This window comes from Candidatus Electronema sp. JM (genome assembly GCF_048287415.1).
GTDB lineage: Bacteria > Desulfobacterota > Desulfobulbia > Desulfobulbales > Desulfobulbaceae > Electronema.
Genome location: NZ_JBLWEN010000026.1, coordinates 1 through 22,558 on the forward strand (window position 1 = coordinate 1; position 22,558 = coordinate 22,558).

Below are 22,558 nucleotides of genomic sequence, written 5' to 3' on the forward strand. Positions count from 1 at the left end.
CCTCCAAACTCAGGCCATCCCGCTCTTTAATCTCCAAAACCTTCCGACGAAAATCTATTGAATAGGCCATCTGTTTTGTGTGGTTCAGTATGGTGTCATTTTATAGTGCTTCAGCTATATCTCTACGGATATTTGGCGGTCACCGGCGTTGATCTGATGAACGAGGTCACGGACACTCGCGAGTCTGAGGTGCGCTATCTCCAGCCTTCGGCCTTGCTTCAGCGCAGGCTTGCAGGTCAATCCCGGCAGCCTGCCGCGCTGACCGCGCCCCGCCGCCAGGCGATTGCCGCTCCGGCAGGACAAGGCTACGCCGCTTTGCCAAGGCCGCAGCAGACGAGCCGCGTCAGCCGCCTGCGGGCGATCAAGTACGAGCAGGGCGAATGAGTCCGCGCAGGCGGAATGCTGGATTTCACTTCAGCCTTGTATCTGGGAATGCGCCACCCGCATTGCTGCCTGCGGCCTTGGCGCACGCTGACCGCAGGCCGTCCGCTTATGAAGAGCGGAGTCTTTGCCGGGTGCATTGCAGTCCGCCGTCGGCAGCGGCAGTGGCGGCGGCGGATCACGCCCTGCGTCTCAATCAGCACTGGGGCGCACGGCTCCGGCAGCGGCTGGCGCAGCGGGTGCGGCAGTTCCGCTCGCTGCTGCACTGTTCCGGCATTCCGGTCAAGGGCGGACTGTTCCCGGTGCAGACCCCGCTCATTGCTGATGCGGCGGCGGTTCATGCCCGGCTGGAGGCTGAGGGCATCCGCACAGTGCTGCATCAGGCACGAAAAAACCGGCCCGCCCAGCTCAGTTTTTTGATCACGGCGGAGCATGAGCCGTGGGAGATTGAGCAGGCGGCGTGTTCATTAACAGAAATTGTCCATCATCTTGCGAACAACTGACACGAGTCAGAAAGGATATACGACCATGAAGAATCTGCTTGCTTACACCCCGGAGACCTTTGACAATCTGGAACTTGAGAATTTTGAATATGCGCCGCTGGCTGATGAGATGGATATGGAGGAAGGATTTGTCCGTGGAAAACAATCCCGGCCAAGGGTTGCACGGGCAAAGGGAATGTCGCCCCGCATTGCGTCATCCCTGAGAAAGCCAAGCAGAATTCCGCTCCTTCCGCAGATTCCGCCGCCAGCAGATGACCGCCGTCCGTCCGGGCAGTCCAGCTCCAGCGGCAACGCAGGCGGCGAAGGCAGCTTCGCCAATGCTCCGGCGCAGGCTCTTTCTTCCGAGCACGTCCGCTGGGTGCAGGAGACGCTCAACCGCGCTCTTGGCCTGCGGCTGATGGTGGACGGCATCATGAACCGGGAAACCCGCAGCGCGGTCAGGATGTTCCAAGAACGGAAGGGGCTGCCTGTCACTGGGCTGGTGGGGCCGGACACTGAGGAGGCGTTGCGGGCTGAAGGCGGTCAGGCGGCGGTGGAGCCTGAGCTGCTGGAAGGAGAGGGTATGCTTGCCTTTGAAGCAGAGCCTTTTATATATGAATATAACTGGGAATTAGAAGATGAAGTAACTCACCATTTGATTCCACAGGAATTTTTGAGGCATCCTCGAACAGAAAAATTAGTAAAAATGATAATAGAAAATTCTGATATGAATCAGCCACTGCAAAAAGATTATCATAAATTGATCCACAATAACGGATATAATAGAAAATGGTGGTTTTTCTTCAAAAATAACAAGTCTGCCAAGCCAGGTGAAATTAAAGAATTCGCTCGAAAGATGCGTCGATATATAAAAGCAAATGAAAAACCGTATCTTAAAAATAAGGCCCGCACAGAAAAAAACATGAAATTATATTTTTCCAGAGAATACGAAGATGATTTTTCTTCCTTTCCAGCCGGTGCTTGATATTCATATTTTGTTTAACTATCAGCAAGATCAATATTGCCGCCCTTGTCTTCGGCAAATACGCCCGCACATGGATCATATCGGCTCTCACATGCGCCATGTGCTGCCTCACACGAGGCAAGTCAGGCTTGACATGGGGCTCAAGGTGCTCGAACCGAGCAACACCACAGCGGCGGTGCTGTGATCCTAGACTGCCATTGCCACGCCGGAAAAGGCGACGGCTTCACCGGGCCGTGGGACACTGCCGCGCCGCTGCATAACTATCTGCGCCGGGCGGCAAAAGCGGGCATCAGCCGGACCGTGCTGTTCTCAGTGCTGACTTCTGACTACGCCGTTGTCAATCGCGAGGTGGCCAAAATCATCGCCGCCAAGCCGGAACGCTTCTTCGGCTTCGCATTCGTTCATGCGGCGCGGGACAAGGGGCGCATCCTGCCGATGGTGCGGCAGGCGGTGGAGGAATTCGGCTTTGTCGGCATCAAGGCGCACCGGCACGACGCGCCGATCAGCCGGGAAATCTGCGAGGCGGCCCGCGCCTTCTCGCTGCCGGTGCTGTATGACGTGACCGGCGAGGTCGCAGTCTGCGAGCTGCTGGCCGAGGAATACCCGGATGTGAACTTCATCATCCCGCATCTGGGCAGCTTCGGCGACGACTGGCGGGCGCAGGTGGCTTTGATTGACCACTTGGCCCGCCATGCGAATATTTACACCGACACCGCCGGGGTGCGCCGCTTCGACTTGTTGGCCGAGGCGGCGCGGCGGGCCGGAGCCGGAAAAATTCTTTTCGGCTCCGACGGCCCTTGGCTGCATCCGGGCCTGGAATTGGCCAAGGTTTATGCGTTGGGGCTGCCGCCTGCGGACGAGGACCTTATTCTCGACGGCAACCTGCTTCGGCTGATCGGGCAGACGGCATCATGAGGACAGCGGCGGAAGCCTGCTTCTCCTTGGCGCGGCGCAGCTGCAAGGCGCGGTCACTCACCCCAAGCATCTGCGCGGCCTTCTGGAGGCTGCCCCCAGCATCCTCCACGGCGATCCGCACCGCCAAATCCTCCGCCGTCTGCCCGATTTCCTTCAGCCCTTTGCCTGCGGCGGCCCGCTCATTCGGCGGGATGCAGCCGATGCTGAGAAAACCGCCGCCTGCGTAGCGGTGCAGCAGGCGCATCACCCGCTGCTTCAGCTCGCGCACATTGCCGGGGTAATTGTGGCAGAGGAAATACGCCCGCACTGCCTCGTCCATCTCCGGCACGGCTTCATCTGGCCGCAGCTCGCGGATGAAATGCTGCACCAAGGGCAAGATGTCCTCGGCCCGCTCCCGCAGCGGCGGCAGAGCGCAGGTGAGTCCGGCGATGCGGTAATACAAATCAGCCCGGAAGCGGCCCTGCCGAACTTCCTCTTCCAGATTGCGGTTGGTGGCGCAGATCAGGCGGAACTCGCTTTGCTGCCAGGTGTTGCCGCCGACCCGCTTGTAGGAATGCTCCTGAATCACCCGCAGGAGCTGGGCCTGAAGCGGCAGTGGCAGCTCGCTGATCTCGTCGAGGAACAGCGTGCCCTTATCCGCCAGTGCAAAGGCCCCTTCGCGCCGGTGAACGCGCCTTTCTCGTGGCCGAACAGCTCGCTGCCTGCCAGCTCCGGGATGAGAGTCGTGCAATCGACCACGACAAATCCGCCCTTTTTGGCACGCTGATCCAGCTCGTGAATCAGACGGGCGGCCAGCTCCTTGCCTGTGCCGCTCTCACCGGTCAGCAGCACCGGGAAATCAGTGAAGCGTCCGGCCTCGACCAGCTCCCGCAGTTTCGCCCGCCAGCACGCGCTGCCGCCTACTAATTGCTGCTGCAGCCAACTGGAATCAAGCAGCTCGTCCACCGTGGCCCAGCGGTCGAGCAAGGCTTTGATCCGTCCGGCAAGAGCGTTCTGCTCGCTGTCTTTCCAGATCAGCACATCTGCTGCTCCGGTTGCCAGCAGGCCGGAAACCTCGCTGTTGCCTAAAGGCCGGGCCAAACTGACAGCAATCACCCGCTTCGTTTCTGGGCCGCCCGCCTCATGGAGAAAACGACTGACTTCTTCGTCCGGTTCTTCAAAAAGCAGGACTGAACGGCGGCGGCTGTCCTTTGCCGACGATACTCCTTTGAATTGCACACCTGCCCCCTCCAGTGCGCTGAGACAGCGGTCAGCGTAGGAACTGCTTGCACACCCGCATGAATACACCATTGCCGAATCCATTTTCCCTCCAAAAAAATGAATGATGCAAAGAGCGGCGGGCGAACTGACAAGGTCGGTTCGCCCCGCGAAAGAGGAAACGCGCTGTTCCTCCAGCGTGTTGTCCACAGAGGGAGCTTACTTTGTTTTTCGTATTGCACCAAGGTACTGGCGCGTCAGAAAAAGGAACTTAGCGGTCAGATTAAAATATAGTGGACTGTGAATGCAATAGAAGTTCCGCAGTTGTCAAAAAATTGGCAACATAGCTGCGTGGAAGCGCAACGTGTTCAGCCTGATGAAACAGACAGCCTGTCGCATGACGCGTTCACCCGTCAATTGCATCGGTTTTTTCCGGGCGCAGGTCGGCGTTGGCTGGAAGTCCGGGGTCATGTTGATGTGACAGAAGGCTTTCTGATTTGCGATGACTCGTCATTGGTCAGGAAAACACAAACGAGCCGTGTCAGGTATCAATTTGACTGCCCTGCTGCGGACGGACTGCAAGTGCTGTCTGCCAGTTGACTAACTATATTGAAAAAATATAAATCAACGGATTTCACCCACTGCCCTCTTGGCGTTGAAGCGTTGCGGCAGTCTGCCATCAGGTGCGGCGTAACTCCTAACTCTTAAAAAAAACGTTCTGCGTATAAAAAAAATTGCACTTCTCGCGATGGAGGTGTATAGATAGGCAGGAACAGACAGTAGGATTTTTTATCTTTGCAAGGAAAAGGAGAGCAAAAAATGAAAAAAGCATGTTGCGCGGCATTCCTCTTGGCGATGCTTGCCCAACCGGTTCTAGCGGCAGAATGGTCTGAAAAATTCGTTAAGGATTACGATAAATTCGGCCTTGACGTGGCGGTTACAAACGCCCTTGCCGACAATGTTAAGCCAGAGGATATTCTGGCCCATGTGATGAAAAACAGAGAAAAAATTAGCGTCAAGATGTCTATGAAGTCGCTGTATTGCGCTTCCGTGAATCGTGATTTGGTGCAGGAGACGGCCAGCAAGCTCGGCGTTGCTCCAGACGAAATCAACAAGGCGCTGCAAGAGAGCATTGAAGAGTGCTCGTCAAAGATGGCGTTGCAGGACCGGGATGTAGAGAAAGAAAAGTTGGCGGATAACGGCAATCGTTCAGGAGGTTCAGCCCCTCCTGCTCAACCCCCTGCGGCGCAGCCAGCGCAGCAGCAGCAAACTGGCAATGCTTCCACATTGATTGAAACACGCAGGGACGAGGAAAAAAATCCCAGCCCCAATAGATAACCAAAAGTGAGGAGAATTATGACGAAAAAATATCAAATCGCTGGTCTGCTGCTTCTGCTTTGCGCAGCCCAAGTGAAGGCGGAAGATGCTGCGCCAGCTCAGGATGCAGCTGCGCCGGAAAGCGAGGCTGCAGCAGTTGACGACAGCGGTGCCGCCACCGCCTCAGGGGCTGAACAGACGGGAGATGGCGAAGCGGCTGATTCTTCGGACGAAGGCTATGTTTTCGGCTTCAAGAACGGCTATCTTCATGCCGCTCTGGCAGCAAAAGAGGAATGGACGGACAACCTCTACAACACCGCCAACAATACCAAGGAGAACTTCCTGACCAAGATATCTCCGTCAGTCTGGCTGACCTTGCCGAGACGCTCGAAAAAGCCGCTCCAAATTGTGGCGGACAACACAGCGATCGGGGGTATGCAGTATTCTCTGCCGGATACAGACCAAGCAAACGAGCTTGAGGCGTATTTGGCTGGAACTATTGATTTCTTGGCCTATTCTGAAGATTCGGACCTGAATCATGCGGAAGGGGATATTGATGCGCTGGTCCAGTTTAAACCATCTGATCCGATCACTCTTCAGTTGCTGGACAAATACACCCACAGCCAAGACATTTTCAACCTCGCTGAAGCGACCTCGGACAATGACCGGGTGTACAATTCCAATATCTTCGGCTTAGGCGCAGCATGGTATTCCGAGGACAGATTTTCTGTCAAAGGCGGATATAGAAACTTCCTTTTGGAATATGATGATGTCATCAACGAGTTCATGAACCGCACGGACAATGGTTTTGACATCGCGGCGTACTACGAGTACAGCGACAAAACCAACTTTTTTGTGCAGTATCAGTACTTGATGGCAGAGTATGACACCAAGAAGATGGCGGACAACGACAATAATTTCTTTGGTCTTGGTGTCAATTGGCAGGCAACTGTCAAAACCACGCTGATGGCCAAAGGAGGCTATCAGCAAGTCGATTATGATGCGCTGCCTAATGTCAAGATGGATGACAGTGCTTCTTCTTTCTTCTTTGAAGCGCAGGGCATCTGGCAAGCGACCTATAAAACCAGCCTTCTCCTGAACAGCAAGTACAGCATTGAGCAGTCAGACAGCGCTCAAGCTCTCAGTAAAGATGTTCTGGCCTTCCGGCTGGCCCTTGACCATCGTTTCACCGAGCGGCTGCGCGGCGATGTCAACTTTGTCTATGAGACCTCCGACTACAATCAGTTCAGCGGCGACACCCGCAGTGACGATCGGTGGTATTTGAAGCCGGAATTGCAGTTTGCGGTCAACAAATGGCTGTTCCTGAATGCGTATTGCAGCTACGACACGAAGGATTCCAATTACGACGCACTGGATTACGACACCACCACCATCGGTTTCGGTGTGCGAGGTTCGTTCTAAGCAGCTTTTTTTGCAACATCACCTGCGTTTTGCGCATCAAAGCAGGCGCAGGTGTTTTCTTCTCCATCAAACCTGTTTTGCAAGCAAGGGAAATTATGTCGCTCTCATGTCACTCAAGGAATCTTGGCAAGGCCATTTTGGCAGCCATGCTGTTTTCTTGCCTTCTGCTGCGTGTGTCAATATCCATTGCTGAAGATTATCAGATAGGTCCAGGGGATGTGCTCTCTATTACGGTGTTTGATCACGATGAGCTGAAAACAAAAGTCCGAGTCTCTGAAACCGGCAGCATAGAATTTCCTTTGATTGGAACCGTGCAGGTCGGCGGTATAAAAACTTCAGAGGCGGCGAAGAAGATAGAAAGCAAACTGGCAGACGGGTATATTGTCAAACCGCAGGTTCAAATTTATATTGAAGAATTCAGAAGCAAAAAAGTTGCTGCGCTGGGTCCGTTCAATAAGCCTGGCCTGATTGAATTAAATGGGCCAACCACCTTGCTGGAGCTGATTTCTAAGGCAGGAGGGCTTCACAAAGAAGCAGGCGACACCATCACAGTGACTCGTGAAACAGAAAATGGACAAAAAGTTATCAATATCGAGGTGAAAAAACTGATAGAAGATGGTGACGCGGCCAGCAATATTCCGATTCTTGGCGGCGAAACTGTTTCTGTGGCCAAAGGTGAGCCGCCAGTTTGTTATATTACTGGCCAAGTAAAAAAGCCAGGATCCTATCCGTGGACAAAAAATGTCACTGTGCTGAAAATAGTTTCCTTAGCCGGTGGATTTACAGGCATGGCTTCTGAATCTCATGTCAAAATCACCAGAATTGTTGATGGAAAAAAGCAAGTGATGGAAGATGTAAGCGTGGATGCCAAGGTACTTCAAGACGATGTCATTGAAGTGCCGGAAAGTTTCTTCTGACGTGTTGCGCTGCTCCGCTGCGCTTGGTTAGCTGTTTTTTATCCCCCTCCTTTTTATTTTTCATACATGCCTCCTGAAGATTCTTTTGAAGGACAGGAACGGAGCCTGCATTTGCGCGATTATCTGCGCATAGTCTCCAAGCGCAAAGGACTGCTGCTGACTCTCATCAGTATCTGCGTTCTTGCCGCACTGCTCTCTGTGTATTCAACCACACCGCTTTACACGGCATCCACCAGAGTTTTGATTGATAAAAACTTTGATACAGGTCGAATTGAAGGTGTCAATGGTTCACCTTATGCAGGCTGGGATCCAAACTTTCAGCAGACCCAGTTTGAAATGATCTGCAGTGAAAATGTCGCTCTGCGGGTGGTTAAGAATCTTCAATTAGACACCAAATACCGGCATTATTTTCTCCAGCAGACGCAAACCGCGTCCACTGGTTTGATCAGCGGTGCTATGGAAGGGCTGTCTTCTTTTGTTAAGGATACGGCAGCCGCGTTGGAGGGGCTGTTCAGCTCGTATCTGGGCCAGAAGGAGGAAGCCGCCGCGCCCGATGAAAAAAATGGCGTGGAACAGATTACAGCGGTGCCGGAAAGCGATGCGGAAAAAATTGCGGAAATGATTCAGGCAGCCATTGATGTCAAGCCGGTGCGCAACACGAAGCTTGCGGATGTGTTCTTCACCCATAAAAAGCCTGAGATTGCCCAGCTCGTGGCAGATGGCTTGGTGCAGGCCTATATTGATGAGACCTTGGATCTCAAAACCAGCACTGCCCGCAACGCGCTGCAATGGATGACGGCCAAAGCTGAGGAAGAGCAAAAAAAGCTGGAGGCATCTGAGCAAAATCTGCAAAAGTACATGCGGGACAATGAGATTGTCACCGTGGAAAATAAAATGACCGTCCTGCCGGAGCGCCTTTCCAGTTTCAGCAAAGAGCTGTCTGACGCGCAGACCAAGGAAAAGGAACAGGAGGCGATGTACCGGCAGATTGAACGGGCGGGCAAAGATTACACCTTGTTAGAGACCATCCCTCTTTTTGCTGAAAATACAGTGCTCCGCGATCTGCGCACCAAAATGGTCACAGCGGAACAGAAAGTACGGGAGCTGGCTGCCAAATACGGCGAGAAGCATCCGGCTATGCAGCAGGCCTTGGACGAACAGCGGGTGCTGCAACGGGAACGCCGGACAGAAATTGACCGGATCACCGCCGCAGCAAGAAATTCTTACGAGCTGGCCAAGGCAAAAGTACGGGATATCTCGGTGATGGTGAACGAGACCAAGGCCGAATTGCAGACCCTCAATGAACGGTTCGTGCAATATTCGATTCTGAACCGGAACAAGGAGATGAACCGGACAGTATTTGAAGCTCTGTCCTCCAGCATTAAAAAGACGGATGTCACCACCCAAGCTGCTGATATCAAGATTTGGGCCGTCAAGAAAGCAGAATTGCCGAATAGGCCGTCGAAACCAAATAAAAAGATGTCGCTGATGGCCGGTCTGTTGGCTGGCATAGGCAGCGGTCTCAGTCTGATCTTTTTCTTAGATTACCTGGACAACACTGTCGGTTCCGGCAAAGAGATTGAGGAGCGCTACGGCCTGACCGTCTTAGGCTCAATTGAGGATGTGAATCCGAAGAAGCGCAACATTGAGACCTTTGTCCGTGACAATCCGCTGTCGCCGACAGCGGAGAGCTACCGCCTGATCCGTTCCAGCCTGCTTCTGTCCACGCCGGAGCGGCCTCCCAAGGTCGTGCTGATGACCAGTATGGTGCAGCAGGAGGGTAAATCCACCACCACCAAAAACTTGGCGCACATTCTGGCGCAGAACAACAAAAAAGTGCTGATTGTGGACTGCGACATGCGCCGCCCACGCCAGCATTCGATGTTCGGCATTATCAACACCTATGGTCTCAGCAACTATCTTTCCGGCAATGTTGATGAGAAACAGACGCTGATCCAGCAGGTGCCTGACAGCCAAGTTTTCGTGATCACCTCCGGGCCAGTGCCGCCCAACCCGGCTGAATTGCTCAACTCCGCCAGAATGGCGCAGTTAGTGAAGAACATGCAGGAACAGTTCGATTATGTCCTGCTCGACTCGCCGCCGGTGCAGCAGGTGACAGACAGTCTTGCCCTTGCGCCGATTGCTGACGGCACCGTGGTGGTGGTTCATGCTGGCCGAACCACCTATGAGATGCTTGACAGCGGTATTAAACGGCTGCGTGAGGGACATGGTCATCTGCTGGGCATCGTCCTCAACCGCTTGAAGAAGAAACATGCGGACAAGGGCTATTACGGATATTATTCCTATTCGCGTTACGGTTACAGCAGCTACTACAGCAGCTACAAGGCCGAAGGCAAGAAGACGAAGAAGAAAGACGACAAAAAGCAGGAGGCGTAATTCCAGCCGATGGCTTTTGCCCTGTTTCTTGTTCTGCTGTTTTTTGCCCCGCTGGCGTTTGGCACCACCGAAACATGGTCAACAGTCACTGCCGAGCTGTTGACCGCGCTGGCGGCAGTATCTTATTTCTTCCCTTTAGGCAAACGCAAGGCGGTATTTTATCAAATTCCCGCCTTGCTGCCTTTGCTGCTCTGCTTGGGGTGGATTTTTCTTCAGTGCATTCCGCTGCCCTTCTCTTGGGTGCGGCAGCTTGCGTCCGGCACAGCGGCAGCGTATCAGCCGGTACTTGACCTACTGCCACCGGACACGTGGATACCCCTGACCGTCAATCGGCAGTCCACCCTCTTGGAAGGACTGCGTTTCGCCACCTATGGACTGTTCTACGTCCTGACGGTGCAGCTATTGACCAGCAGCCGCAGGCTTACTGTTACAGTCAGCAGCATCGCTGGTCTTTGCTTGTTCATCGCCATTGCCGCTATGCTCCAACGGGCCGCAGCTCCAAACACCCTGTTCTGGGTGCGGGAGATGAAAAGCGGTGTCGGCTCGTTCGGCCCGTGGATTTATAAAAATCAGTATGCGGGCTTCATGGTTATGACCTGCCCGTTGCTGTTGGCCCTCTTTCTTCTCCACCGGCCCATTGCCGACGAGGAGGCATCCTTTCGGGAACGGCTGCTGCATCTTTTTTCCGGCTCTGGGGCCAATCTCCATCTTTTTCTCGGCTTTGGCCTGATTGTGGTCATCGCTTCCGTCCTGCTTGCCGAGTCACGCGGCGGTCTTCTCAGTCTTGCCTTTGCCCTGCTGCTGTTCTTTCTTCTGCTCGCCCGCAGTCAGAAAAAGATCCAACCGCTGACTTTGCTATTTCTGCTTTGCGGCCTGCTGCTGGCCAGCGGCTGGTTTAGCTGGTCAACGATTCTGGAAAGATTCGACCGGGTCTTTGACACCGCCTCCGGCAGCCTTCAAGATGGACGGCTGCGCATCTGGAATGACGCAGTCAAAATCATTCCCCAACATCTTGTCACCGGCTCCGGGTTTGGCACCTTCATTGATGTTTTTCCCCTCTATAAAAGTTTTGCCGACAGCTTGGTTTATGACCATGCTCATAATGACTTCATCGAACTGCTCACCGACGGCGGCCTGATTGGCTTTCTGCTGGCGGCATGGTTTATCATGGCGGTGCTGCGCAGCGGCTGGCGGCAGCTCTTCCGTCGTCATGAGCGGCAGGCTGTCCTGACTGCCCTCGCCGCCTTCAGCGGCATCGGCGGGCTGCTCTTCTTCAGCATCACTGATTTCAATCTGCACAACTGGGCTAATGGGCTGTACTTTTTCTTCCTCTGCGGCCTGCTGGTCTCAGCAGGGCACACCCGCGAGCAGTACCGGCACCGCCCCACGCTGCTTGCTGCGGCAGCCGCGCCGGGCAAAGCCAACGCGCTGGCCTTCATAGCTGCGGCAATCTTGCTCCTGGCTGGGCTGCGGCTGCACGGCGGCGACATCTTGGCCGCACGGCACTACGAGCGGGCGCATCTGGTGTCAGAGAATCAAAACATTGAGCAGGATAAAAAGCTAGCCAGAATGGCTGAACTGATTGAGGAAGCAGCAAAGAATGCGCCCTTTGACGGCAGTTATCCCTACGGACTGGCCAATATCCGGCAGTATCAGCAGCAGCCTGAGCTGGCCCAGCAGCTCTACAGCCACGCGATCGTTCTTGATCCTTTGAATGGAACCTATCTGCAAGCTGCCGGACTGGCCTTGGCCAAGACTGACCCCAGCGCAGGAAGCATGCTGCTTGAGACGGGCTATCTCAGAGCGCGGCTGAAGGAAGTGCCGCTGAGAGTCTGGGCAGGGTTTGAACTGTCGCAGCGGCGCAGGGTCAAGGCTATGCAACTTCTTCGGCAGGAGTTGCGGCGTGATCCCCGTCTGCTGCAACCCATGTATCCGCTGTTGCTTGAATACCAGTTCAGCCGGGCTGAAACAATTGTCATTCTGCCGCAGCTCACCTCAGCGTGGCTGGGCTATGCCAATCTTGCCCGCAGCGCAGGCAACGAGGAAGACGCTGGATTCTTCACCGAGCGTGCGCTGGACTATCTTGATCAGGAGGAAGAAAAACCGCAGCCGTACTGGTTCATGCAAGTGTACAGCTATCATCAGAAGCAAGGAGACAAGGCGGTGGAAGTGCTGCGCGAGGGCATCCGCCGCCTGCCGGACTACGCTCCCTTTCATATTTATCTTGGCGATTACTACAAAGGTAAAGGCATCACCTACCGGGCGATTGAAGAATATGAGCAGGCTCTGCTGATTCAGCCCAGCAATGAGGCTTTGCAAAAAAAACTCAAGCAGCTCAAAAAGGAACAGCAGCAGCCCTAAGCAGCTTGCCACGGCACATCAGCAAGCACCTTTCCTTCCGTGGAGACCACCACGTGCCGCACCGGCACCGCAGTCTGCGCTTGGCTGTATGCCGCCTTAACGATCTGGATCATGGCACCGCAGCACGGCACTTCCATGATCAGGATGGTCACGCTATTTAGCTTCCTCGTCTTGAACAGCTCGGTAAAGCGGTCCACATAGAGCTGCTGATCGTCGAACTTGGGGCAGCCCATCATCACTTTGCGGCCTTGCAGGAAGTCGTGGTGCAAGCTGGCGTAGGCCACTGCCGTGCAGTCCGCAGCAATGAGCAGGTCGCAGTTCTCCAAGAACGGCGCGGACGGCGGCACCAGCCTGATCTGCACCGGCCAGTGACTGAGTGCGCCGCCCTGCTGCGCTGAAGGCGCGTTGGCACTTTCGCAGGCGCAGGGCTGCATCGTCTTGAGCTGCGCGGACGGGCAATGGCTGTGCGCCTGCTTGCCCTCGGCGGCCAAAAAGGCATCCACCGCCGCCTGATCAAAGTCCTCAGCATCCCGCTCAATGATCTTCAACGCGCCAAGCGGGCAATGGCCAAGGCAGGCGCCAAGGCCGTCGCAGAGCTTGTCTTCCACCAGTTTAGCCTTGCCGTCCACAATCCGCAGCGAGCCTTCGGCACAATTGGGCACACACTCGCCGCAGCCAGTGCAGAGTTCCTCGTCAATCTCAATGATCTTCCGCTTCATGATTCCCCTCCTGTTGGGGGCTGTTGTTGGCACTCCGCAGTAATCCAGCGCAGATAGCCGGAGAAGCCGTTTTCCACCGGCACCTGCATGATCTCCGGCACTTCGTAGGCATGATTCGTCCGTATGACTTCCTCCACCTGCCTGTACAGCGACCGCGTGGTCTTGATCAGCACCAGCTTTTCCGCATCACAGTTGACCTTGCCCTGCCAGCGGTACCAGCTCTGAATCGGCATGACCTGCACGCAGGCGGCCAGCCGTTGCGCCAGTAGCGCGTCAATGATCTGCTGGCCGTTTGCGTCGTCGGCAAAGGTGGTGATGACAATGCAGCAGTCATTTGGCATGATTCAGCTCCGCACTAACCGCTGCAAGGCGGCCTTGGCCTGCGCTTTGCCCGCCTCAGTCAGCATCACGCTGATCACCTTGTCCAACTGCTGCTGCGAGAGCGGCTTGTCCTGATGCTCCTCAGTCATGTTGACAATCAAATCCGCGTCATAGAGCACCTTGAAGTTGACCGTCTCAGTCTCACGCGGGCTGTGGTGATGGCCGATGATGTCGCAGACCTCGTCAATCAGCTCCGGCTGCGCCTTGAGCGCGGTCAGCAGCTCCCGCGCCACCGGCGGCCCTTCGCTGTGCTGGTAGCGGGCGAGCGAGGAATTGAACTTGCGCTCCGCCTCCTTGATGCCGATATCGTGCAGATAGCCGCAGGCGATGATCACCAGCATGTCCGTCCCGCTTTCCGCCTTGCCAATACTCTCGGCCTGCTCGGCCACCGCCTCAGCGTGCTTGATGCGCCTGCTGTCGCTGCCGAAATAGCTGCGCATGGCCGCAGCGACTTTATCCTTGAAGAGCTGGCCCTTGGCTGCGGCCAGCTCAGGCGGCAGCGAGCCAAGGCACTGCTCGGCGTAGGGGCAGTAGGAGGCGCAGCCGAAATCCATCTTCGGATTGAGCAGCTTGTGGCCGCAGCTGCGGCAGGGGCGCTGGCTGTCGTCCTTGAAGAACTCAACTGCTTGGCCGCAGTGCGGGCATTTGCTTTCAAAGACCGCTTCGCCGCTCCAGTAGCGGCTGTCCTGTCCGGGGCATTGCATGATTGTCCTCCTTGGGATGACTGCCTGTCCTCTTTGAGTCGGTGTAAGGATAGTAGCAAGAAGCAAACCTCATTCCCTTGATCTGTGTCAAGAGCTGGATAAAAACTGCCTGCGGCGGCGCAGCCTGAACCGCTTGCAAGAGAGCAGAAATATAGGTAGGATACGGCTGCGGCACGAACAAGCATTTATCAACCCTGCGGAGGAAATTGAGTTGAGCCAAGCACCACTTGCCTTTCTGAGCTATGCGAATTTGGACGACCAGCATGAGCAGGGCCGCTTAACTCAGCTCCGCGAGCGTCTCAGCGGCGAGGTGCGGATGCACACCGGCCAAGCCTTTGAGATATTTCAAGACCGCAAGGATATTGTCTGGGGCCAGCCATGGGAGAAGCGCATCAACGATTCGCTGGCGGCAACCACCTTTCTGCTGCCAATCATCACGCCGTCATTCTTCAACAGCGCGTATTGCCGTGACGAGCTGGAGCGTTTTCTCAAGCGGGAAAAAGAGCTGGGCCGAGATGATCTCATCCTGCCGGTCTATTATGTCAACTGCCTTGTCTTGGAGGACAAAGAAGAACTGAAGCACGACAAGTTGGCTCAGGTTATCGCAGCGCGGCAGTATGCTGATTGGCGTGAATTGCGCTATGAAGAGTTCTCATCGCAGCAGGTGCGCAAGTCCCTTGCCAAGATGGCCCAGCAGATTGCCGCAGCATTGCATCGCAGCAAGAAGGAGTCTGCTCGTGCTGCTTCGGTGCAGTCACCAACTGTGATTGTGGATCAAAAAGGCCGAGGCGATTATGCAACCATCACGGATGCGCTCAAGGCTGTTAAAGCAGGCACTCGCATCCTTGTCCGTCCGGGTTTATACGAAGAAAGTATTGTGCTGGATAAACCCGTTGAAATAATCGGTGACGGCAATCGAGACGATATTGTGATTGAGTCTTCTGGTAAAGATGTAGTTCTCTTTCAAGCAAAAATCGGACGAATTGCTAACCTGACTCTACGGCAAGCTGGCGAAACAGGATATGGTGTCAGTATCACTAAAGGCAGGTTCGAGATGGAGGACTGCGACATCTCAAGTCAAGATCGTGCGTGTGTAGGAATTCACGATGATGCAGACGCACGTCTTTACCATAACCGCATTCATAACGGGAAGACAAGTGGTATTATTGCCTGTTTCTCAGGTAAAGGAACGTTGCAGGATAATGAGATCATTGCTAATGCAATGTATGGAATAGCGATCGGCATGGGAGGTGGCAATCTAACTGTGCGCCGCAACATCATTACTAATAATGGTAAATATGGTATTTGGATAAGTGACAAAGGAGGCGGCATCTTCGAGGATAATGATCTTCGTGGCAACGCCGAAGGCGCATGGCTCATTGATCTAGGCTGCGAAGCGCATGTGCAGCGGAGCGGGAATAAGGAATGAGCGGGCAGGAGCGCAATCTCCGCCCGCCGGGAGGAATCTCTCTGAAGGCTCAAGGAAAGCCAAGCAGGGGCAAAAGATTGTTTGCCCCTGCCAGAGAGCTGTCAGCCCAATATCGCCTGCAAGTCTTCCTCCGGCGTGGCTGCAATCGGCCTGATGCCGAAGGTGGCGACGAGGAAATTCAGCACTGCCGGGCTGATGAAGGCAGGCAGCGTCGGCCCAAGGCGGATGTCCTTGATGCCGAGCGAGAGCAGGGTGAGGAGAATTGCCGCCGCCTTCTGCTCGTACCAAGAAAGGATCATGGACAGCGGCAGGTCGTTCACGCCGCAGTTAAAGGCTTTGGACAGGGCCACGGCAATCTGAATGGCTGAGTAGGCATCATTGCACTGGCCCACATCCAAAAGGCGCGGAATACCGCCGATGTCACCAAGCTGCTGGTCAAAGAAGCGGAATTTGCCGCAGGCCAGCGTCAGCACCACGCAGTCCTTGGGCACCAGCTCGACAAAGCGGGTGTAGTAGTTGCGGCCCGCCTTGGCCCCATCACAGCCGCCAACTAAGAAGAAGTGGCGGATTTGCTTGCCCTGCACAGCCGCTATCACCTTGTCGGCCACGCCAAGCACAGCATTGCGGCCAAAGCCGACCAGCACGCTGCCTTTTTCCGCATCGTCCTGCCAGCCGTCCATTGCCAGAGCTTTTGCAATCACCGGACTGAAGTCCTTGCCCTCAAGATGCGTCACACCCGGCCAGCCAACCAAGCCGGTGGTGAAGATGCGCTCTTTGTACTCGTCCTTCGGCTTCTGGATGCAGTTGGTGGTGAAGAGCACCGGGCCGGGGAATTCGGGGAACTCTTTGTGCTGATTCTGCCACGCCGTGCCGAAGTGGCCGTAGAAATGCGGGTGCTTCTTCAGCTCCGGGTAGCCGTGCGTGGGCAGCATCTCGCCGTGGGTGTAGATGTCAATGCCCTTGCCTGCGGTCTGCTCCAAGAGCAGCTGGAGGTCGCGCAGATCGTGGCCGGTGACGAGGATGCACTTACCCTTGCGATGGCCAAGCGGCACTGAAGTCGGCACAGGATGACCGTAGCTGCCGGTGTTGCCCGCGTCCAGCAGCTCCATCGCCCGCAGGTTGATCTGACCTGCCTTTATCGCCACGGGCACGCACTGCTCAATGGTCAGCCCTTCAGCCAGCAGCGCGGAGAGGGCTTCATACATGAAGCCAGCCACAGCCGGGTCTTCCTGACCAAGAATCGCGGCATGATCAGCATACGCGGCAATGCCCTTCAGGCCATACAGCAATGTCTGCTTGAGCGAGCGGATGTTCTCGTCCTTGTCCAAGCTCTCAATGAACTTGAGTTCTGCTCCTTGCTTGGTCAAACCTTCCACGCTGTCCGCCGGAACAAACGAGGCCGCCGGGTGGCTGACGCTGTCCTTGCCGTCCAGCTTCGCCTTCAGCGCTTCGCGCCGCTCCACTGTCTCACGGATCAGCGCGGCGAAGCGGGCCGGATCAAAGTTGACGTTGGTCAGGGTGGAGAACACCGCCTTCATCACAAAGCGGTCCAGCTCCAGATCGGCAACGCCCTTCTGCCGCACTTGATTCGCATACAGCGACAGGCCGCAGAGGGCATACAGCAGCACATCCTCAATATCTGCAAGCTCTCCATTTTTGCCGCAGACACCAGCGGCGGTGCAGGCAATTCCCTTGGCCGTCTGTTCACATTGATTGCAGTACATGGTGTTCCTCCTTATAATAAATTGCGCAGAGCCGCGCTTGAAAGTTCAGAGTTCATGCAGGAAGATGATACCCGTTATACAACTCCTTTCCCTTGACCTATGTCAAGAAAAATGAAAATTGCATCCCGCTTGCATCCGCAGTTGACCAGCAGGGAACTGCTGCTGGAGGATTCGCTGCTCTTCAAAGGGCTGGAGCCGCCGCTGCTGGCCCGGCTGGCCGCTGTCGCCCAAGAGCGGCATTTTGCCAAGAATGAGACGGTGTTCCTTGAAGGCGAAGCTGCCTCCGGGTTCTATCTGGTCGGCCAAGGGCAGGTGAAAATCTTCAAGACCTCGCTGGAGGGCAAGGAGCAGATACTGCACGTCTTTGGGCGCGGCGAGCCGTTCGGCGAAGTGCCGGTCTTCAGCGGACAGGCAGTCTTTCCAGCCAGTGCGGTCAGTCTGAGCGCGAGCGAGCTGCTCTTCTTCCCCCGGCGCGAGTTTGTCGGCCTAATCAGCACCTCGCCGGACTTGGCTCTGTCCATGCTGGCGGTGCTCGCACGGCGGCTGCGCCAGTTTGCCAATCAGATTGAAAGCCTTTCGCTCAAGGAAGTGCCGAGCCGCTTGGCCGCGCATCTGGTGTATTTAGCAGAAGAGCAGGGCCGCACCGATCAGGTCACGCTCGACATTCCCAAAGGCCAGCTTGCCAGTCTGCTTGGCACCAGCCCGGAAACTTTGTCCCGCATCTTCAACAGCATGAGCGCGGAAGGGCTGATCCGGGTGGACGGCAGAAAGATTGAGCTGCTCAAGTACGAGGAGCTGCGGGAGCGGTGAGCTTTTCTTGGCAGCAAGGCCATGCCGCAGGCCGTTTATCTTGAGAATCAAAAGGCAGGCTGTCTGTTCAGACATCGAGACAGGGGCCTGCCCCTGCGGCGCAAAGCTTGCAGGAGAACCATGTCATGCCGCTTGGATTATGGAGGCGCATGAGGCAAGTTTATAAACGTTGCCTGCTGTTGTGGCAGCTATTTTTGCAGTTCTGAAAAAGCGGTGACGCATCGCCGTTCGCGAGGCGCTTTCCGCATCCGACGGTTGCCTGCCGCCGCTGCCTGCTGTATGATGGGCGATCATTCCCCTCAGTTACATTTATAAAGACAGCGCGCGAGGAGCCATGAGCATCACCAAAATCCTGCTGGACGAGTCTGAGATACCCACCCATTGGTACAACGTGGTGGCTGATATGCCCAATCCGCCTGCGCCCTATCTGGGGCCGGACGGCAAGCCGGTGCCGCCGGAGGCGATGGCGGCCATCTTCCCCATGCCCCTGCTGGAGCAGGAGATGTCCAGCGAACGCTGGATCAAAATCCCGGACGAGGTGCGGGAGGTGTACCGGCTCTGGCGGCCCAGCCCGCTGTTCCGCGCTCACCGGCTGGAAGCCATGCTCGGCACACCCGCGAAGATTTACTACAAATATGAGGGAGTCAGCCCGGCTGGCTCGCACAAGCCGAACACCGCCATTCCGCAGGCGTATTACAACAAAATCTGCGGCATCAAGCGGCTTTCCACTGAAACCGGGGCCGGGCAGTGGGGCTGCTCTTTGGCCTTGGCAGGCAGCATGTTCGGGCTGGAAGTGCGGGTGTATATGGTCAAAATCAGCTATCAGCAGAAGCCCTACCGCCGCTCGATGATGCAGACTTGGGGCGCGGAAGTGCTTGCCAGCCCGACCAATCTCACCAATGCCGGGCGGCAGATATTGGCGCAGGATCCTGACAATCCCGGCTCGCTCGGCATCGCCATTTCCGAGGCGGTGGAGGAGGCGGCCAGCCGTGCAGACACCAACTACGCCCTTGGCTCGGTGCTCAACCACGTGCTGCTGCATCAGACCGTGATCGGCCTGGAGACCAAGAAGCAGCTGGAGAAGGTCGGCGATTACCCGGACGTGATCTTCGCGCCCTGTGGCGGCGGCTCCAATGTCGGCGGGATGATGTTCCCCTTTGTTGCGGACAAGGCGGCGGGCAAAAATATCCGCCTCGTGCCGGTGGAGCCGACTTCCTGTCCTACGCTGACACGCGGCCATTACGCCTATGATTACGGCGACTCGGTCGGCCTGACCCCGCTGATGCTGATGTACACTTTGGGACATGACTTCATGCCGCCGGGCATCCACGCGGGCGGCCTGCGCTATCACGGCGATTCGGCCTTGGTTTCACAGCTTTGCAAGGAAGGCGTGCTGGAGGCGCTGGCTGTGCCGCAGGTGGCCACCTTCAAGGCGGGCGTGCTCTTCGCCAAAGCCGAGGGCATCGTGCCTGCGCCGGAATCCTGCCACGCCGCCTGCGCCGCCATTGACGAGGCGCTGCGCTGCAAGCAGACCGGCGAGAGCAAGACCATCCTCTTCACCCTCTCCGGCCACGGCCACTTCGACATGGGGGCCTATGACCGCTATTTCAGCGGCGAGCTGGAGGACTACGATTATCCCGACGAGGCCATCCGCGCCGCCTTGGAGCATCTGCCCAAGGTCGGCTGAACCGACTCACTTTGACGCGAACACAAGCGGGAGAACAACGATGAGCGTGCAGAAGCAGGGCAAGGCGTTTCAGGTCAACAAAACCTATGCGGAAATCAACGCCCGGATCAAGGCGGGCGAGGCGGTGGTGGTCACAGCAGACGAGATGGTGGACATCGTCAGAAACGAAGGCCCGGTGGAGGCGGCCCGCCGGATTGACGTGGTGACTACCGGCACCTTTTCGGTGATGTGCTCGTCCGGCCTCTTTTTCAACTTCGGCCAGACCAATCCGACTATCAAAGGCCAGAAAGTATGGGTCAACAAGGTGCCTGCTTATGCGGGATTGGCGGCAGTGGATGCCTACATCGGCGCGACTGAGCCGACCGAGAATGACCCGCTCAATCAGGTTTATCCCGGCGAATTCCGCTACGGCGGCGGCCACGTGATTGAAGATTTGGTGGCGGGCAAAAAGGTGCTGATCGAAGTGAAGGCCTATCCGACGGACTGCTATGCCAACACCAAGATGCACAAGGAAGTCACCTTGGCTGATCTGCCCCACGCTTTGCTCTGCAATCCGCGCAACGGCTATCAGAACTATAACTGCGCGGTCAATTTTTCCGACCGCATCATCTACACCTACATGGGCACGCTCAAGCCCAACTGCCGCAACGCCAATTATTGCAGCGCGGGCCAGCTCAGTCCGCTGCTCAATGACCCGCTGTATCGGACGATTGGCATCGGCACGCGCATTTTCCTTGGCGGCGGCGTTGGTTATGTGACGTTCCAAGGCACGCAGCACAATCCGGCGGCTCCGCGTGGTGAAAACGGCGTGCCGATGCGGGCGGCGGGCACGATGATGGTGCAAGGCGATCTCAAGCAGATGTCGCCGGAATGGCTGCGCGGAGTCAGCCTGCAAGGCTACGGCTGCTCGCTCGCGGTCGGTCTTGGCGTGCCGATTCCGATTTTGAATGAGGAGATGGCCCGCTTCACCGGCGTTTCGGACGAGGAAATCTTCACCCACATTGTTGATTACGGCTACGACTACACCAACGGCGTGGCCCGCACCTACGGCAAAGTCAGCTACGCCCAGCTCAGAAGCGGCGAAATTGAGGTGGCGGGCAAGAAGGTGCCGACCTCGCCGCTCTCCTCGCTCACAGGCGCAAGAAAGATCGCAGAAACGCTGAAAAGCTGGATCCAGCAGGGCAAGTTCCATCTCGGCGAACCGGTGGATTATTTCCCTTCGGCGGATTTTTCCTTTGACAAGCCGGAGCCGCAGGAGTAACAGTAGCCATGCGGCTCCACGGCAAGGCGGAGCGGCTCCGCCAGCAGCTGCGGGAATATGGCCGCGTCGGCGTGGCCTTTTCCGGCGGCGCGGACTCCTCGCTCCTGCTGCGGGCCGCTGCGGATGCCTTGGGCGCGGAGAACGTGCTGGCCCTCCACGCCCGCTCCTGCCTGCAAACACACGAGGAGCAGGAACGGGCGCAGTCGTGGCCGCAGCGGCAGGGCTGTTCTGTCCGGCTGCGGATTCTTGATTTTGAGCCGCTGACGTGGCCGGACTTCACCGCCAATCCGCCAGAACGCTGCTATTTATGCAAACGGCGGATTTACAGCCGCTTTTTAGAGCTGCTGGCCGAAGAGAAAATAGCTGTCCTGCTCGACGGCACCCACGCGGATGATCTTCAGCAGGGCGCGGCAGGCAGGCCCGGCCTGCGGGCGGTCGCCGAACTTGGCGTGCAAACGCCCTTGGCTGACTGCGGCCTGAGCAAGGCGGAGGTGCGGGAACTGAGCCGCGAGTTGAAGTTGGATACATGGAATCGGCCTTCCGGCTCCTGCTTGGCGACGCGCCTTCGTGTGGGCATGACCATTACGGCAGAGCGGCTGGCGCGGGTCGCGGCGATGGAGCAAGTGCTGGCTGACGCAGGGTTTTCCGGCTGCCGAGCGCGGCTGCTGGATGACAAAATGGTCTGTATTCAGCTCGCGGAAGAGGACATCGGCCAGCAGTCTGCGCTGGCGATATTGCGGAAACTGCGCGGTCAGCTGCGCAGCGCAGGAGCAGAAAAGATATTTCTTGATCTCAATGGGCGTTGACAGGAGGGATTTTATCCTGTTAAATGCCCGTTGTTGAGGAACTGGCTGTTTTGAGTCTGCTGCGGACGGCAGGCACGGCAAAAAAAGAAGCGAGGAACAGAGATGAACAAGAAAGAATTAGTTGACTCAATGGCGGAAGCGGCAGACATCAGCAAGGCCGCAGCAGAAAAAGCTCTGAACAGCGCACTGGCTGGCATCACTGATGCCTTGGTGAAAGGGGATAAAATTACCTTAGTCGGTTTTGGCACCTTCTCTGTTGTGAAACGTGCCGCCCGTCAGACCAAAAATCCAAAAACCGGCGCACCCATCGAAGTTGCAGCCAAAACCATCGCCAAGTTCAAGGCAGGCAGCAAGCTGGCTGAAGCCGTCAACGTCGCTTGATTTTTTTCCGCAGATTTTCTCTTGCCAAAAAAGGCGGAGCGTAGTATATAAATGCCGTCCCGTTTGGGACGGCAGCACGTCGGGAAGTGGCTCAGTCTGGTAGAGCACAGCGTTCGGGACGCTGGGGCCGGAGGTTCGAATCCTCTCTTCCCGACCATTTTTTGAAAATAATTTGGGGTCTGTTGATATTGCTGCAAAATATCAACAGGCCCCTTCTGCATTTCAGCGGGGCCAAAGTACAGTTGGATGGTACGAAATGGCCGCTGCTTACATTATCCGAAA

At 56.3% G+C, this 22,558-nt stretch carries 21 protein-coding genes, 1 tRNA gene and 1 pseudogene; 17 read left to right on the forward strand and 6 right to left on the reverse strand.

Annotation, left to right across the window (positions count from 1 at the left end):
• Nucleotides 1-105 precede the first annotated feature (105 nt).
• Nucleotides 106-384: a hypothetical protein gene (locus ACNKH6_RS04820; RefSeq protein ID WP_417914412.1), complete on the forward strand. Its 279-nt coding sequence runs from the start codon at nt 106-108 to the stop codon at nt 382-384.
• Entirely contained in the window at nt 381-884 is a 504-nt protein-coding gene (locus ACNKH6_RS04825) for a hypothetical protein (protein ID WP_417914413.1), read from the forward strand. The genes ACNKH6_RS04820 and ACNKH6_RS04825 overlap by 4 nt, the downstream gene beginning before the upstream one ends.
• Nucleotides 885-1,077: 193 nt before the next feature.
• On the opposite strand, the gene ACNKH6_RS04830 is transcribed toward ACNKH6_RS04825, so the two are convergent.
• Nucleotides 1,078-1,335, reverse strand: coding sequence for a hypothetical protein (locus ACNKH6_RS04830; RefSeq protein ID WP_417914483.1), 258 nt, complete (start codon nt 1,333-1,335; stop codon nt 1,078-1,080).
• Between ACNKH6_RS04830 and ACNKH6_RS04835 the strand changes: the two genes are divergently transcribed.
• From ACNKH6_RS04835 to ACNKH6_RS04845, 3 genes are read left to right on the forward strand one after another with little or no spacing between them, the layout of a single operon-like run.
• Nucleotides 1,282-1,848, forward strand: coding sequence for a peptidoglycan-binding domain-containing protein (locus ACNKH6_RS04835; RefSeq protein ID WP_417914481.1), 567 nt, complete (start codon nt 1,282-1,284; stop codon nt 1,846-1,848). The two genes, ACNKH6_RS04830 and ACNKH6_RS04835, sit on opposite strands and share 54 nt — an antisense overlap.
• Nucleotides 1,817-2,032, forward strand: coding sequence for a hypothetical protein (locus ACNKH6_RS04840; protein ID WP_417914414.1), 216 nt, complete (start codon nt 1,817-1,819; stop codon nt 2,030-2,032). Before ACNKH6_RS04835 ends, ACNKH6_RS04840 begins: the two co-directional genes overlap by 32 nt.
• A complete protein-coding gene (locus ACNKH6_RS04845; RefSeq protein WP_417914415.1) occupies nt 2,029-2,763 on the forward strand; it encodes an amidohydrolase family protein in 735 nt (244 codons plus the stop codon). Before ACNKH6_RS04840 ends, ACNKH6_RS04845 begins: the two co-directional genes overlap by 4 nt.
• Here the strand turns inward: ACNKH6_RS04845 and ACNKH6_RS04850 are convergent.
• Nucleotides 2,714-4,065: pseudogene (locus ACNKH6_RS04850) on the reverse strand (sigma 54-interacting transcriptional regulator). The gene ACNKH6_RS04845 and the pseudogene ACNKH6_RS04850 overlap by 50 nt on opposite strands.
• 714 nt (nt 4,066-4,779) lie before the next feature.
• Between ACNKH6_RS04850 and ACNKH6_RS04855 the strand changes: the two are divergent.
• The 5 genes from ACNKH6_RS04855 (at nt 4,780) to ACNKH6_RS04875 (ending at nt 12,374) form a co-directional block, all read left to right on the forward strand.
• Nucleotides 4,780-5,298: a hypothetical protein gene (locus ACNKH6_RS04855; RefSeq protein WP_417914416.1), complete on the forward strand. Its 519-nt coding sequence runs from the start codon at nt 4,780-4,782 to the stop codon at nt 5,296-5,298.
• A gap of 18 nt (nt 5,299-5,316) precedes the next feature.
• Nucleotides 5,317-6,699, forward strand: coding sequence for an outer membrane beta-barrel protein (locus ACNKH6_RS04860; protein ID WP_417914417.1), 1,383 nt, complete (start codon nt 5,317-5,319; stop codon nt 6,697-6,699).
• Nucleotides 6,700-6,728: 29 nt separating this feature from the next.
• Nucleotides 6,729-7,616, forward strand: coding sequence for a polysaccharide biosynthesis/export family protein (locus tag ACNKH6_RS04865; protein WP_417914418.1), 888 nt, complete (start codon nt 6,729-6,731; stop codon nt 7,614-7,616).
• A gap of 111 nt (nt 7,617-7,727) precedes the next feature.
• Nucleotides 7,728-10,013, forward strand: coding sequence for a GumC family protein (locus tag ACNKH6_RS04870; RefSeq protein WP_417914419.1), 2,286 nt, complete (start codon nt 7,728-7,730; stop codon nt 10,011-10,013).
• 9 nt (nt 10,014-10,022) lie between these two features.
• Nucleotides 10,023-12,374: an O-antigen ligase family protein gene (locus ACNKH6_RS04875; RefSeq protein WP_417914420.1), complete on the forward strand. Its 2,352-nt coding sequence runs from the start codon at nt 10,023-10,025 to the stop codon at nt 12,372-12,374.
• Here ACNKH6_RS04875 and ACNKH6_RS04880 read toward each other — a convergent pair.
• Genes ACNKH6_RS04880 through ACNKH6_RS04890 form a run of 3 tightly spaced genes read right to left on the reverse strand, consistent with a single transcriptional unit; the run spans nt 12,371 to nt 14,178 of the window.
• On the reverse strand, nt 12,371-13,093 hold the full coding sequence (locus ACNKH6_RS04880) for an ATP-binding protein (RefSeq protein ID WP_417914421.1): 723 nt from the start codon (nt 13,091-13,093) through the stop codon (nt 12,371-12,373). The genes ACNKH6_RS04875 and ACNKH6_RS04880 overlap by 4 nt on opposite strands.
• Nucleotides 13,090-13,434 (reverse strand): divalent-cation tolerance protein CutA, encoded by a 345-nt coding sequence (gene cutA / locus ACNKH6_RS04885; protein ID WP_417914422.1) that lies wholly within the window; start codon nt 13,432-13,434, stop codon nt 13,090-13,092. Before cutA ends, ACNKH6_RS04880 begins: the two co-directional genes overlap by 4 nt.
• A gap of 3 nt (nt 13,435-13,437) precedes the next feature.
• A complete protein-coding gene (locus ACNKH6_RS04890) occupies nt 13,438-14,178 on the reverse strand; it encodes an HD domain-containing protein (protein ID WP_417914423.1) in 741 nt (246 codons plus the stop codon).
• 211 nt (nt 14,179-14,389) lie between these two features.
• Between ACNKH6_RS04890 and ACNKH6_RS04895 the strand changes: the two genes are divergently transcribed.
• Nucleotides 14,390-15,607: a right-handed parallel beta-helix repeat-containing protein gene (locus tag ACNKH6_RS04895; protein WP_417914424.1), complete on the forward strand. Its 1,218-nt coding sequence runs from the start codon at nt 14,390-14,392 to the stop codon at nt 15,605-15,607.
• Nucleotides 15,608-15,708: 101 nt separating this feature from the next.
• On the opposite strand, the gene hcp is transcribed toward ACNKH6_RS04895, so the two are convergent.
• Nucleotides 15,709-17,331, reverse strand: coding sequence for a hydroxylamine reductase (gene hcp / locus ACNKH6_RS04900; protein ID WP_417914425.1), 1,623 nt, complete (start codon nt 17,329-17,331; stop codon nt 15,709-15,711).
• A gap of 111 nt (nt 17,332-17,442) precedes the next feature.
• On the opposite strand from hcp, the gene ACNKH6_RS04905 reads away from it, so the two are divergent.
• The 6 genes from ACNKH6_RS04905 to ACNKH6_RS04930 all read left to right on the forward strand — a co-directional run bounded on the left by ACNKH6_RS04905 (nt 17,443) and on the right by ACNKH6_RS04930 (nt 22,433).
• Nucleotides 17,443-18,141, forward strand: coding sequence for a Crp/Fnr family transcriptional regulator (locus ACNKH6_RS04905; RefSeq protein ID WP_417914426.1), 699 nt, complete (start codon nt 17,443-17,445; stop codon nt 18,139-18,141).
• Nucleotides 18,142-18,475: 334 nt separating this feature from the next.
• Complete coding sequence (locus ACNKH6_RS04910; RefSeq protein ID WP_417914427.1) at nt 18,476-19,828, forward strand: TrpB-like pyridoxal phosphate-dependent enzyme; 1,353 nt, start codon at nt 18,476-18,478, stop codon at nt 19,826-19,828.
• Between the two features lie 40 nt (nt 19,829-19,868).
• Nucleotides 19,869-21,089, forward strand: a complete 1,221-nt coding sequence (locus ACNKH6_RS04915) for a homocysteine biosynthesis protein (protein WP_417914428.1) — start codon at nt 19,869-19,871, stop codon at nt 21,087-21,089.
• 8 nt (nt 21,090-21,097) lie between these two features.
• Nucleotides 21,098-21,895: an ATP-dependent sacrificial sulfur transferase LarE gene (larE, locus tag ACNKH6_RS04920; RefSeq protein ID WP_417914429.1), complete on the forward strand. Its 798-nt coding sequence runs from the start codon at nt 21,098-21,100 to the stop codon at nt 21,893-21,895.
• Between the two features lie 102 nt (nt 21,896-21,997).
• On the forward strand, nt 21,998-22,276 hold the full coding sequence (locus ACNKH6_RS04925; protein WP_417914430.1) for an HU family DNA-binding protein: 279 nt from the start codon (nt 21,998-22,000) through the stop codon (nt 22,274-22,276).
• Between the two features lie 80 nt (nt 22,277-22,356).
• Nucleotides 22,357-22,433 (forward strand) — tRNA-Pro (locus ACNKH6_RS04930).
• Nucleotides 22,434-22,558 lie beyond the last annotated feature (125 nt).

What these genes read in the sequence shown, in the direction of transcription:
- ACNKH6_RS04825 (WP_417914413.1), top strand. Translation starts at nt 381, where the DNA reads ATGAGTCCGCGCAGGCGGAATGCTGGATTTCACTTCAGCCTTGTATCT.
- ACNKH6_RS04835 (WP_417914481.1), top strand. Translation starts at nt 1,282, where the DNA reads ATGGTGGACGGCATCATGAACCGGGAAACCCGCAGCGCGGTCAGGATG.
- ACNKH6_RS04840 (WP_417914414.1), top strand. Translation starts at nt 1,817, where the DNA reads ATGATTTTTCTTCCTTTCCAGCCGGTGCTTGATATTCATATTTTGTTT.
- ACNKH6_RS04855 (WP_417914416.1), top strand. Translation starts at nt 4,780, where the DNA reads ATGAAAAAAGCATGTTGCGCGGCATTCCTCTTGGCGATGCTTGCCCAA.
- ACNKH6_RS04860 (WP_417914417.1), top strand. Translation starts at nt 5,317, where the DNA reads ATGACGAAAAAATATCAAATCGCTGGTCTGCTGCTTCTGCTTTGCGCA.
- ACNKH6_RS04875 (WP_417914420.1), top strand. Translation starts at nt 10,023, where the DNA reads ATGGCTTTTGCCCTGTTTCTTGTTCTGCTGTTTTTTGCCCCGCTGGCG.
- ACNKH6_RS04880 (WP_417914421.1), bottom strand. Translation starts at nt 13,093, where the DNA reads ATGAAGCGGAAGATCATTGAGATTGACGAGGAACTCTGCACTGGCTGC.
- cutA (WP_417914422.1), bottom strand. Translation starts at nt 13,434, where the DNA reads ATGCCAAATGACTGCTGCATTGTCATCACCACCTTTGCCGACGACGCA.
- ACNKH6_RS04890 (WP_417914423.1), bottom strand. Translation starts at nt 14,178, where the DNA reads ATGCAATGCCCCGGACAGGACAGCCGCTACTGGAGCGGCGAAGCGGTC.
- hcp (WP_417914425.1), bottom strand. Translation starts at nt 17,331, where the DNA reads ATGTACTGCAATCAATGTGAACAGACGGCCAAGGGAATTGCCTGCACC.
- ACNKH6_RS04905 (WP_417914426.1), top strand. Translation starts at nt 17,443, where the DNA reads ATGAAAATTGCATCCCGCTTGCATCCGCAGTTGACCAGCAGGGAACTG.
- ACNKH6_RS04910 (WP_417914427.1), top strand. Translation starts at nt 18,476, where the DNA reads ATGAGCATCACCAAAATCCTGCTGGACGAGTCTGAGATACCCACCCAT.
- ACNKH6_RS04915 (WP_417914428.1), top strand. Translation starts at nt 19,869, where the DNA reads ATGAGCGTGCAGAAGCAGGGCAAGGCGTTTCAGGTCAACAAAACCTAT.
- larE (WP_417914429.1), top strand. Translation starts at nt 21,098, where the DNA reads ATGCGGCTCCACGGCAAGGCGGAGCGGCTCCGCCAGCAGCTGCGGGAA.
- ACNKH6_RS04925 (WP_417914430.1), top strand. Translation starts at nt 21,998, where the DNA reads ATGAACAAGAAAGAATTAGTTGACTCAATGGCGGAAGCGGCAGACATC.